This window comes from Cupriavidus agavae, assembly GCF_004217045.1.
GTDB lineage: Bacteria > Pseudomonadota > Gammaproteobacteria > Burkholderiales > Burkholderiaceae > Cupriavidus > Cupriavidus agavae.
On record NZ_SGXM01000007.1, the window covers coordinates 149,449 to 161,599 of the forward strand.

Here is a 12,151-nt window from a genome sequence, read left to right on the forward strand (position 1 = left end):
GGTCAGACCTTCCCCTTCGCCGGCCGGGCGGCGGCGCCCGAGGCGCCGCCCTTCTTGTCGGCGGGCTCTTCGGGGCGGTAGGCAAAGCGCATCGAGAAGTCGAACAGCCGGCGTTGCTCCTTGAGGTTGTTCGTCATGACGATGGCCTTCGACTCCACCAGCTCGGCGCGGGCAAGCCACTGCACCTGGTCGATGTTGCGCAGCAGTTCCGAGACGCGTTCGTTGGACTGCGCCACGCCGGACATGACAAAGCTGTCACCCGTCTGTCTGAGGCTGGTCAGATAGACGCCTTCGGGCACCTGGCGCACCAGCTCTTCGAGCAGTTGCACCGGCAGGTTGCGCTGGGCCTGCAGGCTTTCGATCGCGCGCTGGCGGTCCAGCAGCGCCTCGATATCCTTCTTGAGCGTGTTGACCTCGCGGATCTGCCCGTCCATGCGGGCGTTCTCCATGCTCAGCGTCTGGTTCAGGCGGCTGACATCGTCGATCTGCGAATCAATATAGAAACCGCCGGCCAGCACCACGAGCGCACCCGCGCCCGCTGCCCCGCCCAGCATCGTGTAGACCTTCTTCCGCCGGGCTGCCTTGCGCGCCTCGTGATACGGCAGCAGGTTGACCGACGGAATGGTATTCGTCGTCGTGGACATGCGTGTCCCCCCGGTGGGTTATTGCAGTCCGCGCAGCGCCAGTCCCGCACTGACGATGTACGCAGGCAGGTCACGCTGGAGATAGCGTTCGTTGACCTTGCCTGCGGTCATCATGTTGGCGAAGGGATTGGCCAGCGTGGTCGTGATCTGCGTCTGCTGCTGGATCGCCGCCTGGACGCCCAGCAGCGAGGCATGCCCGCCGGACAGCAGGATCTCGTCGACCCGGCCCAGGCTGGAACTGGCGATGAAGTTGCCGATGGCACCCTGCACCTCCATGGCCAGCGCTTCGAGCGACGGCTTGAGCAGTTGCGCGCGCCACGCCTCGGGCAGCGTGTTCTTGCGCTTCTTGATCTCGGCCTTGAGCGCGTCGAGCGTGAACATGCGCGCGGCGCTCTGCGTGAGCTGGTCGCCGTAGCTGTTCAGCGGCTGCTCGTACAGCTCCTTCCACCCCTGGTAGAAGATCGCCTTGGAGCGGCTACCGCCCAGATGCACCACCGCCACGACCGGCAAGTCCTTGCCGTCCGCCTCGGCCACGCCAAGCGGCACGCCGAGCATCTGCACGACCGAGCGCTGCACGGCGTACTCCTCGACATCCATGACCTGGGGCTTGAGCCCGGCCATTTCCGCCGCCGTGACACGCTCCTGCACGCGATCGCTGTTGGCGGCCGTGACGCGTACGCCAATGCCGCCTTCCGTCTCGCTGGGACCAATCACCGCGAAGTCGAAATTCACCGCCTGGGATGGCGGATAGAGGCGGTGCGCCTCGGATTCGACCTGCGAATAGAGTTCGTCTTCGGACAGGTTGTCCGGCAGACTGACCGTCTGGGATTCCGTCAGCATGGACGGCACGCCAAGGACCACGTCCTTGGTGCGGATGCCGGCCTTGCCGAGCGCGCGCTTGAGCGCGATACCGACGGCCTCGATGTTGACCACGTTGCCATCGGCAACGGCGTTGCGGTCCAGCAGTTCGCTGGCGCATTTCTCCAGCCTGAAGTCGTTCTTTCCTGCCCCGACGGACAGTTCAACGACCTTGACGCTGGACGACCCAATATCTACGCCGACCGTAGTCCGGCGTAGAAGACCCGACAAGATGCCCCGTCGCAAGGTTGACCCCCTGACATTTGAACTCGCCCACGGCTTGTTTGCTCTAATGGTGCGAGCCAGTTTCTTGGATGAAACGTTTGCTCTTTTATGTTCGTGGATTCTCACTCAAACCTTGGGCGCTGGCAATGTGCCGGTTTGACCACGCATTCTTTTTCGGAAGGTCACTACGAATCCGTTGCCAAAATCTGACGGTCGGAAACATCGCCGTCGCGGTGCATCATGGACCGGCCCTGCAACGCCCCGATGGCGCCCCCGCCACCCCGCTTTCTTCCGCCCCCGGAGACCCCCGCCGCTGACCCGCGCCCCGCCTGCGATCTGCATGGTGTGACAGGCAGGCATCAACGGCATTACATCTTGTAACAGCGCAGTAGCGCCTTCCGCGCCACCGGGGCGGCGGCGCGGCGGAGCGCCGACGATATAATCCGGGCACTCTTGTCAGGTAAACCCTCTATGGCCACAGCACAACAGAAGCCGTCCCTCCCCGTCCGCCGTCCGATCTGGATGCGCATCATGTTCTGGGTGCTCGGACTGCTTGTCGCCGGCATGGTGGCGGTAGGGCTGCTGGTTGGCTACGCGCTGGTCGTGGCGGCCCCGAACCTGCCGTCGCTCGACACCATCACCGATTACCGTCCCAAGATCCCGCTGCGGATCTACACCGCCGACAACGTGCTGATTGGCGAATTCGGCGAGGAGCGCCGCAACTTCGTGCCGATCAGCGAGATTCCGGACGTCATGAAGAAGGCCGTGCTCGCCATCGAGGACGACCGCTTCTACGAGCACGGCGGCGTGGACTTCGTCGGCGTGCTGCGCGCCGGGCTGGCCAACCTGCGCGGCGGGCTGTCGCAGGGCGCCTCGACCATCACGATGCAGGTGGCGCGCAACTTCTTCCTGTCCAGCGAGAAGACCTACACGCGCAAGATCTACGAGATGCTGCTGGCGTACAAGATCGAGGCCAACCTGAGCAAGGACCAGATCCTCGAGCTGTACATGAACCAGATCTACCTGGGCCAGCGCGCCTACGGTTTTGCCAGCGCGGCGCGCGTGTATTTCGGCAAGTCGATCCGCGACGTGACGCCAGCCGAGGCCGCGATGCTGGCCGGGCTGCCCAAGGCGCCGTCGGCCTACAACCCGGTGGTGAACCCGCGCCGCGCCAAGGTGCGCCAGGAGTACATCCTGCAGCGCATGCGCGACCTCGGCTACATCACGCCCGAGCAGTACGACACGGCCGTGCGCGAGGAACTGAAGGTACGCAGCGAGGGCAACGAGTTCTCGACCCACGCCGAGTACGTGGCCGAGATCGTGCGCCAGCTGATGTACGCGCAGTACCGTGAGGAAACCTACACGCGCGGCCTGACCGTGCACACCACGCTGAACAAGACCGACCAGGACGCCGCCTACGAGGCCGTGCGCAGCGGCATCATGACCTACGAGCGCAAGCACGGTTATCGCGGCCCGGAGGCGTTCATCGACCTGCCGTCCGATGCCGCCGAGCGCGAGCAGGCCATCGACGACGCCCTCGTCGAGCACCCCGGCAGCGACGACCTGCGCTCGGCCGTGGTGACCAGCGTCAGCCCCAAGCAGGTCAAGGCGACGCTGCTGTCCGGCGAGGTGGCGACGATCGAGGGCACGGCGCTGCGCTTCATCTCGCCGTCGCTGTCGGCCAACGCCCAGCCCAAGGTCAAGATCCGCCCCGGCGCGATCATCCGCGTGACGCAGGACGAAAAGACCAACGCGTGGTCGGTGACCCAGCTGCCCGAGGTGGCCGCCGCGTTCATCTCGCTCGACCCCGAGGACGGCGCCATCCGTTCGATGGTGGGCGGCTTCGACTACAACCGGAACAAGTTCAACCACGTCACGCAGGCGTGGCGCCAGCCCGGTTCGAGCTTCAAGCCGTTCATCTACACGGCGGCCCTGGAGAAAGGCTTCTCGCCGGCCACGGTGATCAACGACGCCCCGCTCACGATTGGCCCGGACACCGGCGGCCAGGTCTGGGAGCCGAAGAACTACGACGGCAAGTTCGAAGGTCCGATGACGATGCGCCGCGCGCTGGCCAAGTCGAAGAACCTGGTCTCGGTGCGCATCCTGCGCGCCATCGGCACGCAGTACGCGCAGGACTACATCACGCGCTTCGGGTTCGAGGCCGACAAGCACCCGGCCTACCTGCCGATGGCGCTGGGCTCGGGCAGTGTCACGCCGCTGCAGATGGCCGGCGCGTATTCGGTCTTCGCCAACGGCGGCTACCGCGTCAATCCGTACCTGATCCAGCGCGTGGAGGATTCGCGCGGGAAGGTGATTTCCGAGACCCATGCCCAGAAGGCTGGCGGCGACGCGGTGCGCGTGCTCGACGCGCGGACCGCCTTCATCGCCGACAGCATGCTGCGCGAAGTGGTGCGCAGCGGCACGGCCAACCCGGCCAAGCAGCGCCTGGGCCGCAACGACATGGCCGGCAAGACCGGTACCACCAACGATGCGGTCGACGCCTGGTTCGCCGGCTACACGCCGAAGCTCGTGGCCATCGCCTGGATGGGCTACGACCAGCCCAAGAGCCTGGGCGTGCGCGAGACCGGCGGCGGGCTGGCCCTGCCGATCTGGGTTGGCTACATGAGCAAGGCGCTCAAGGGCGTGCCCGAGAGCCCGGAACGCCAGGCGCCGGAAGGGGTGGTCATGGCGGGCGGAGACTGGACGCTGGAGGAGAACGCGGCCGGTGCCGGCGTGGCCTCGGTGGGCCTGGGCGATCCGTGGCCGGGCAAGCCGGAGGAAAGCTCGCGTCCCATTCAGGACACCGAGCAGGAGAAGAAGAAGATCCTGGAGATGTTCGGCGGGGCGTGATGCGCGCTTGCGGACAAGAAAAAACCGGCCTGCGCGGCCGGTTTTTTCGTTCTGGCGGTGCCTCGGCTTACTTCAGCGTCAGCGTGGCGCCGGCCTGCTGGCTCATGTAGCCGGACAGCGCCGCGTACAGCTCGGCGCCGCTGCGGGTATCGAGCCACTTGCTGCCGTCGTGGCGGAAATGGAACCCGCCGGCCTTGGCCGCCACCCACAGTTCCTGCATCGGTGCCTGGCTGTTGACGATGATCTTGGAGCCGTCTTCGAATTCGAGCTCCATCACATTGCCCGTACGGTTGATCTCGACATCGGCATCGGCGGCGTCGGCGGCGGACTCGATATCGGCTTCGAGCTTGTCCAGCGCGGCCACGGCCAGCGCCAGGAACTCCGTTTCATTGAGGGGGGGCATGCTACACTCCAGGACCGCCGGCCGCCCGTTTCCAACAGGCAATTTGGCTGGCATCAATTGATGGAAATCAGGGAAGCCTCGCGCCTCCCCCAGCCATCCGAAAGCCCCATCCAGACCATGAAGGACTTCCCGATGCTGCGTCGTGGTGCGATTGTATCGGCGTTTGCCGCCGTTCTCGCGATGACCCTTGCCGGCTGCGGCATTCGCGGCCCGCTGTACATGCCCCGCGTGCCGGGCGAGCCCACGCCGCCGACGGTGCCGGACCCGGGCCTGGGACAGCCGGGCGCCGTGGTGCCGGCCCGCCCGATGGGCGAACCCGCCACCTCCGTGCCCCTTCCCGCGCCGGCTGCCAGCCCCGCCACCGGTGCCTCCGCCCCTTCTGCACGTTGAGTGCCCGCCATCACCATGACTGACTTCTTCCATCGCCGCGCCGACGGCGCCCTGGCCGCCGAACAGGTGCCGCTGGCCCGCATCGCCGCCGATTTCGGCACGCCGACCTACGTCTATTCGCGCGCCGCCCTGACCACGGCCTACAACGCCTACGCCGCCGCCTGCAAGGGCCGCAACGCGCACGTCCAGTACGCGGTCAAGGCCAACTCGAACCTGGCGGTGCTGCAGGTTTTCGCCCGGCTCGGCGCCGGCTTCGACATCGTCTCGGGCGGCGAACTGCTGCGCGTGATCGCCGCCGGCGGCGACCCCCGCAAGGTGGTGTTCTCCGGCGTGGCCAAGAGCGAGGCCGACATGGCGCTGGCGCTGGAGCACGACGTGCGCGGCTTCAACGTCGAATCGATTCCCGAACTGGACCGGCTGAACGCCGTGGCGGGCCGGCTGGGCAAGCGTGCGCGCGTGTCGCTGCGCATCAACCCGGACGTCGACGCCAAGACGCACCCGTATATCTCCACCGGCCTCAAGGGCAACAAGTTCGGCGTGGCCTTCGACGATGTGCTGCCGACCTACCGCACCGCCGCCGCGCTGCCGCATCTTGAAGTGGTGGGCATCGACTGCCACATCGGATCGCAGATCACCGAAGTGGCGCCCTACCTCGAAGCGCTGGACAAGGTGCTCGACGTGGTGGAAGCGCTTGAAGCCGAAGGCATCAAGCTCGAACACATCGATGTCGGAGGTGGACTTGGGATCACTTACGCCGACGAGACGCCGCCCGACATCACCGGCTTCGCCACCACGCTGATCGACCGCGTGGCCGCTCGCGGCCATGGCCATCGTGAAGTGCTGTTCGAGCCGGGCCGCTCGCTGGTCGGCAACGCCGGGGTGCTGCTGACGCAGGTGGAATTCCTGAAGCCGGGTGCGGCAAAGAACTTCTGCATCGTCGATGCCGCCATGAACGATCTGGCGCGCCCGGCGATGTACGAGGCGTTCCATCGTATCGAGCCGGTCGTGCCGCGCGAGGACGCCGCGCATACCTACGACGTGGTGGGGCCGGTCTGCGAATCGGGTGACTGGCTGGGCCGCGACCGCGCGCTGGCGGTACAGCCGGGGGACCTGCTGGCCGTGATGTCGGCCGGCGCCTACGGCTTCGTCATGAGCTCGAACTACAACACGCGCGGCCGCGCCGCCGAGGTCATGGTCGATGGCGACACGGTACACCTCGTGCGCGAGCGCGAACTGCCGGCTGAGCTGTTCAACAAGGAACGGCTGCTGAAAGACTGACACGCGACGACAGAATCTGAGCGCTCAAACTCATGGAAAGGCGATGCTGCGGGAACCGCGCATCGCCTTTTTTTATTGCTGCAACGACATTGCCGGGATCTCGCACAATTAATTTAAGAAAAGTGCCATGGCGAACGGTCATCGCGCTATCCACAATAGTGTCACGAGTGCCTCATTTTCAGCGCACTTCAGACATGCCATCAGGAGTACACCGTGCACCGCAGCCTTCTTTCCATAGCCATCGCCGCAGCGCTAGGATGCTGCGCGATCACCAGCTTCGCCGTTGAGACCGCAGACGTTACGATCGGCGGCACGATCCGCCCCACCGCCTGCGGCATTTCGTTGTCCGCATCGGAAATCGATTTTGGCACGATTCCCGTTTCCGCACTCAGTGCCACAGCCGTGACGAATCGCAGTGGTGGCACCACCGTGGTATCGATCGTTTGCGACGGTCCGTCCCGTTTCGCTATCCAGGGCATCGACAACCGCGCGGGCACCGCAAAGTCGCCGACCAACGTAAATCGCTACGGATTCGGCCTCATCGACGGAAAGCCCTTGGGCGACTTCGTCCTGAGGGTTGGTAACGCATTGGGAGACGGCGAAGCTGTGAGCAAGGTCGCCAGCCACGATGAAGGTTCGACCTGGACTTCGCCGAGCGGTAACTGGTTTCTGGACCACGCTCCCACGAATCTTCTGACATGGGGAGAAACCGGCTCGGCCGTACCGAAGGCATTTACGACCGTTCAGGTACCCCTCACCATTGACGCCCAGCTGCAATCCAAGAAGCTGCTGCCACCGATCACGACCGAACTGCCGCTGGACGGCTTGGCAACTATTGCTCTCATCTATCTGTGAGCCTGCTGGCAATTGGCCAAAGCACGAGACGAGCGGGCAACATTCGAACCCGCTCTGCCCGCGCTGACGACCGACATCCCGCTGGACGGCTCGGCGACGCTTTGCCCGGCCTGTCTGTCAGTCGTCATGCCCGCCTGCCCCGCCACCGCACCCGCATCGCAAGCAGTACGAACACTACCGCAGCATAGATCGACACTTCGCCAAAATCGTTCTTGCCGGCCTTGTGCCACCAGTAGTGCAGGATCGCCAGCACGGCGATTCCATAGATCGCACGATGCAATGCCTGCCATCGCTTGCCGCCGAGCCAGCGCACCATGACGTTGGCCGAGGTGGCCGCCAGCGGGATCATCAGCACGAACGCGGCAAACCCGACCGTGATAAATGGCCGTTTTCCGATGTCCTTGATCATGTAGGCCAGATCGAATCCGCGATCCACGGCCAGCCAGAGCAGAAAGTGCTGCGCGGCATAGAAGAACGTGAACAGCCCGAGCATGCGGCGCAGCCGTAACAGCCAGTTCCAGCCGGTCAGCCGGCGCAGCGGCGTGATGGCCAGTGTGATGCAGAGCATGACCAGCGTCCAGGTGCCAGTGGAGCGGGTCACGAATTCCAGGGGATTGGCGCCGAACTGCGACGTGGCGCCGAGGTACATCAATCGCGCGAACGGCAGCAGTGCCAGCAACCAAACCACCGCCTTGACGCCGCGCACCTGCGCCGGCGTCAGCGTGGAAAACCGCCCCGCTGGCGCACGCACCTTCCCCGCGCGGGCGGCCGAAGGCTCGGGTGCCGCCATCAGAAATTCTTCCTCAGGTCCAGGCCCTGATAGAGCGATGCCACCTGCGCACCGTAGCCGTTGAACGGCAGCGTCTTGCGCTTGGGCGCGAACAGCGCCGAGAAACCGCCGCCGCCCTTGACCTCGCCAATGCGGCGCTCGGTGGCCTGGCTCCAGCGCGGATGGTCCACGTCGGGATTCACGTTCGAATAGAAGCCGTACTCGTTCGGGGCGGCAATATTCCAGCTCGTCGGCGGCTGCTTGTCGACGAAGCGGATCTTCACGATCGACTTCGCGCTCTTGAAGCCGTACTTCCACGGCAGCACCATGCGCACCGGCGCGCCGTTCTGGTTGGGCAGCACCTCGCCATAGAGGCCGAAGGTCAGCAGCGCCAGAGGATGCATGGCTTCGTCCATGCGCAGCCCCTCGCTATAGGGCCACTCCAGCACGCCGCTGCCGAGGCCCGGCATCTGCTTTTTGTCCGCCAGCGTGATGAACTGCACGAATTTTGCACCGGGCAGCGGTTCCACCCGCCGGATCAGTTCCGCCAGCGGGTAGCCGATCCACGGAATCACCATCGACCAGCCTTCCACGCAGCGCAGCCGGTAGACGCGCTCCTCCATCGGTGCGAGTTTGAGCAGTTCGTCGATATCGTAGGTCTTCGGCTGCTTGACGAGACCTTCGACAGCCACCTGCCACGGACGCGGGCGCAACGTGCCGGCGTTACGGGCGGGGTCGGACTTGTCCGTGCCGAACTCGTAGAAGTTGTTGTAGGTGGTGACGTCCTGGTACGGCGTGCGCTTGTCGGTGATCAGGTAGGCATTGTTCGCGGTGGCCGGCAGCTTGGCCAACTTGCCCGGCGCGCCCTGCGCGAACGCCTGCCGCGCGGCCCACGGGCCTGCCAGCCCGGCGGCACCAAGCGCCAGCAGTTGCCGCCGAGACAGGTAGGTCTCGCGAGGCGTGATGTCGGACGCGGCGATGTCATCACCGCGCAGCCATTTCGGAGAAGGGATCAGCATGATAGGCAGCGTTGTCTGAGACGATGCTGCATTGGACATCAAAACCGCCGCAAAAGTGCGGCGGTCCTCCCGCCGTTGCGACGGAAGGCCGCGCCGGGCGCGCCAACGGGCCCTGGAACGGGCGCGAACGGCCGCGCGGCCTTCCGGCACGCCAGCCCGCTCAGGGCTTGGCCACGTGCCAGACGTTGTTCAGGTTGTCGCCGGTACGGTCGCCCGGCTTCGCATCCTTGGCAAAGCGATACAGCGGCTGGCCCTTGTATGCGTACTGGCGCGTGCCGTCGTCGCGCGTGATGACCGAATACTGGCCCTGGGCCGTGCGGCCCGGCTCGGCCAGCAACGGCGGCCAGTTCGCGGCACACATGCCATTGCAGGCGCTCTTGCCGCTGTTGGCGGCGTCGCGGTCGAACGTGTAAAGCGTCAGGCCCTGCGGATCGGTCAGCACGCCGTTGGTGACCTTGACGGTCGGCGGCATCTCGCCGCCACCGCCCATGCCCATGTTCGCGCAACCACCCAGCAGCAGCGTTGCCGCACCAAGAGCCAGGGCTACCGGACGCAGTACGGATACAGCGTTGTGACGAATAGTCATCTTCAAGTCTCCTACTTGGTCGGTGCCGACAGTCGGCGCCGTTCCCCTTCAGTAAACACCGAATGTGATGCGTTTGTCGCCGTCACCGGAAAAAAAATGTCGTCCATGTATTGCCTAAGCCTAGCTACTTTTAGGAAATCTGTGATGGCAGAGATATCGCGATCCCCCGTAATCTTCCTAAAAGATCACCTGAAATTCACGCAAAGGGCGTCCTATGGGCGCCCTCCGTCATTTCTGGCATCGGAGTTTTCCGATGTTTGATCGGAAGCCCTACGAACCTGGCAATCAACGAAAGGACATCTCGATGAACCATCTTTTGCGCCTTGGCATCACCGCCACCCTCGCCTGGAGTGCCACCACGCATTGCACCGCCAGCGAGACGCACGACCTCTCGCTCGGCGGCGTCATTCACCCGACTGCCTGTGAGATTTCTCTGAATCCTGGCGCGGTGGACTACGGCACCGTTTCTGCGTCCTACCTCAGCGATACGGAACTCACGCCGCTTGCTGCGCGGCCCTTCGACGTGGTTGTGAGCTGCGAGCAGCCGATTCTCACTTCGCTATCGTTCCACGACAATCGGGATGGAACCACAGGGCACAGCTCGATGAGCGATGCAACCTGGTTCGGGCTCGGCCAGTTCGACGGAAAGCCGATCGGGGCCTTCCAGATCGTGCGCACACCCACCGAGATCGTGGCCGACGGCAACCGCATCCACACCATCGAGTTGAACCCCTCGGGTACCTGGCTGCAAATGAACGCGGAATTTCCGCAGGTATCGTCACGCAGCGGCTACCGGCTGTCGTGGGCCGAAACCGGGACGGTGCCCTGGCCGTTCTCGACCATCCGCGTTCCAATGGCCGTCAAGCCGACCATGCTCGCCCGCAAGGACATGCCCGACCTCACCGACGCCGTACCGATGGACGGCATGGTCACCATCACGCTGAGGTACATGTGAGCCGCTGAGTGCCCGCCGGAAAAGAAAAGGCCTGTCGCGAGACAGGCCTTTCCGGTCAGGTAGTGACGCCGCAGTGCCGCGTCAGAGTTCGCCGTAGCTGTGCAGGCCGGACAGGAACATGTTGACGCCCAGGAATGCAAAGGTCGTGACCAGCAGGCCGACCAGCGCCCACCAAGCCGCCATCGTGCCGCGCAGGCCCTTCATCAGGCGCATGTGCAGCCACGCCGCGTAGTTCAGCCAGACGATCAGTGCCCAGGTTTCCTTCGGGTCCCAGCTCCAGTAGCCGCCCCACGCCTCGGCGGCCCACAGCGCGCCCAGGATCGTGGCGATCGTGAAGAAGGCGAAACCGACCGCGATCGACTTGTACATCACGTCATCGAGCAGTTCCAGCGACGGCAGGCGCTCGGCCAGGATGCCGCGCTGCTTGAGCAGGTAGGCCACCGCGACCATCGCGGCCAGCGCAAACGTACCGTAGCCGATGAAGTTCGCCGGCACGTGGATCTTCATCCACCAGCTCTGCAGCGCCGGCACCAGCGGCTGGATCTCCTGCGCATTGCGCGAGACCGTGTACCAGAGCAGGAACGCCACCGCCGCCGACACCACCAGCATCACGAACGCGCCCAGCGCGCGCGTGTTGTAGCGGCGCTCGTAGTAGAGATAGAACAGCGACGTGATCAGCGTGAAGAGGACGAACACCTCGTAGAGGTTCGAGATCGGAATATGGCCAATATCGGCGCCGATCAGGTACGACTCGTACCAGCGCACCATCAGGCCGGTAAAGCCAAGCACCACGGCCGCCCAGCACAGCTTGCTGCCGATGCTCGCGCCCGTCTCCGAGCGGCTCAGCAGGGCCACCCAGTAGAACAGCGTGGAGAGGAACACCAGCGCGCTCATCCACAGGATGGCAGACTGGCTCGACAGGAAATATTTGAGGAGAAACGCCTGCTCGGCGCGGGCCAGGTTGCCGTGATATAGCTGAATGGCCAGAAGCGACAACACGGCAATGCCGACCATCAGCGGCCGCACCGCCTTCCAGTGCCAGCCGAGCAGCGCAAACGTCGGCACCGCGGCAATCAGCACCGCCTTGTCGTAGACGTTCATCCAGTGCCCGTATTGCGCCAGCGCAAACCCGGCACCCACCACGAGCAGCAGCGCAAACGCCCAGTCCACCCATGTCAGCCGCCGCAGAAACGACGGCTCCAGATAATCGGCGTCGAGCGCGGCCTCGGATGTGGCCGGGTCGGCAGCATTCTGTCGTCCGGATAGCCCCGGACTGGCGTGGTTCAGATTGGAGGACATGGCATTCCTGCTATGCGACG

At 64.8% G+C, this 12,151-nt stretch carries 12 protein-coding genes; 5 read left to right on the top strand and 7 right to left on the bottom strand.

The annotated features are described in order from the left end of the window. Positions 1-2: 2 nt before the first annotated feature. Positions 3-644 (bottom strand): PilN domain-containing protein, encoded by a 642-nt coding sequence (locus EV147_RS20840; protein ID WP_130393125.1) that lies wholly within the window; start codon positions 642-644, stop codon positions 3-5. Between the two features lie 18 nt (positions 645-662). After that, positions 663-1,733 carry a type IV pilus assembly protein PilM gene (gene pilM, locus EV147_RS20845; protein WP_198680312.1) on the bottom strand — a complete coding sequence of 357 codons (1,071 nt, stop codon included), beginning with the start codon at positions 1,731-1,733 and terminating at the stop codon, positions 663-665. Between the two features lie 465 nt (positions 1,734-2,198). Here pilM and EV147_RS20850 point away from each other — a divergent pair, with 465 nt between their 5' ends. Continuing rightward, positions 2,199-4,577 carry a penicillin-binding protein 1A gene (locus tag EV147_RS20850; protein WP_130393127.1) on the top strand — a complete coding sequence of 793 codons (2,379 nt, stop codon included), beginning with the start codon at positions 2,199-2,201 and terminating at the stop codon, positions 4,575-4,577. Between the two features lie 67 nt (positions 4,578-4,644). On the opposite strand, the gene cyaY is transcribed toward EV147_RS20850, so the two are convergent. After that, positions 4,645-4,980: an iron donor protein CyaY gene (gene cyaY, locus EV147_RS20855; protein ID WP_130393128.1), complete on the bottom strand. Its 336-nt coding sequence runs from the start codon at positions 4,978-4,980 to the stop codon at positions 4,645-4,647. A gap of 60 nt (positions 4,981-5,040) precedes the next feature. Between cyaY and lptM the strand changes: the two genes are divergently transcribed. The 3 genes from lptM (at position 5,041) to EV147_RS20870 (ending at position 7,503) form a co-directional block, all read left to right on the top strand. Beyond that, positions 5,041-5,370, top strand: coding sequence for an LPS translocon maturation chaperone LptM (lptM, locus tag EV147_RS20860; RefSeq protein WP_235844882.1), 330 nt, complete (start codon positions 5,041-5,043; stop codon positions 5,368-5,370). 15 nt (positions 5,371-5,385) lie between these two features. Then, positions 5,386-6,648, top strand: a complete 1,263-nt coding sequence (gene lysA / locus EV147_RS20865; RefSeq protein WP_130393129.1) for a diaminopimelate decarboxylase — start codon at positions 5,386-5,388, stop codon at positions 6,646-6,648. A gap of 213 nt (positions 6,649-6,861) precedes the next feature. Continuing rightward, positions 6,862-7,503, top strand: a complete 642-nt coding sequence (locus EV147_RS20870; RefSeq protein WP_157994714.1) for a DUF1120 domain-containing protein — start codon at positions 6,862-6,864, stop codon at positions 7,501-7,503. Positions 7,504-7,627: 124 nt separating this feature from the next. Here the strand turns inward: EV147_RS20870 and msrQ are convergent, their stop codons facing one another. The 3 genes from msrQ to EV147_RS20885 form a co-directional block, all read right to left on the bottom strand. Beyond that, positions 7,628-8,293 carry a protein-methionine-sulfoxide reductase heme-binding subunit MsrQ gene (msrQ, locus tag EV147_RS20875; protein WP_130393131.1) on the bottom strand — a complete coding sequence of 222 codons (666 nt, stop codon included), beginning with the start codon at positions 8,291-8,293 and terminating at the stop codon, positions 7,628-7,630. Further along, positions 8,293-9,291 (bottom strand): protein-methionine-sulfoxide reductase catalytic subunit MsrP, encoded by a 999-nt coding sequence (msrP, locus tag EV147_RS20880; protein ID WP_130393132.1) that lies wholly within the window; start codon positions 9,289-9,291, stop codon positions 8,293-8,295. Before msrP ends, msrQ begins: the two co-directional genes overlap by 1 nt. Positions 9,292-9,451: 160 nt before the next feature. Then, on the bottom strand, positions 9,452-9,877 hold the full coding sequence (locus tag EV147_RS20885; RefSeq protein WP_130393133.1) for a COG4315 family predicted lipoprotein: 426 nt from the start codon (positions 9,875-9,877) through the stop codon (positions 9,452-9,454). 253 nt (positions 9,878-10,130) lie between these two features. Here EV147_RS20885 and EV147_RS20890 point away from each other — a divergent pair, with 253 nt between their 5' ends. Then, positions 10,131-10,832, top strand: a complete 702-nt coding sequence (locus tag EV147_RS20890) for a DUF1120 domain-containing protein (protein WP_157994715.1) — start codon at positions 10,131-10,133, stop codon at positions 10,830-10,832. A gap of 81 nt (positions 10,833-10,913) precedes the next feature. Here the strand turns inward: EV147_RS20890 and ccsB are convergent, their stop codons facing one another. Then, positions 10,914-12,131, bottom strand: a complete 1,218-nt coding sequence (ccsB, locus tag EV147_RS20895; RefSeq protein WP_130393135.1) for a c-type cytochrome biogenesis protein CcsB — start codon at positions 12,129-12,131, stop codon at positions 10,914-10,916. Positions 12,132-12,151: the final 20 nt, after the last annotated feature.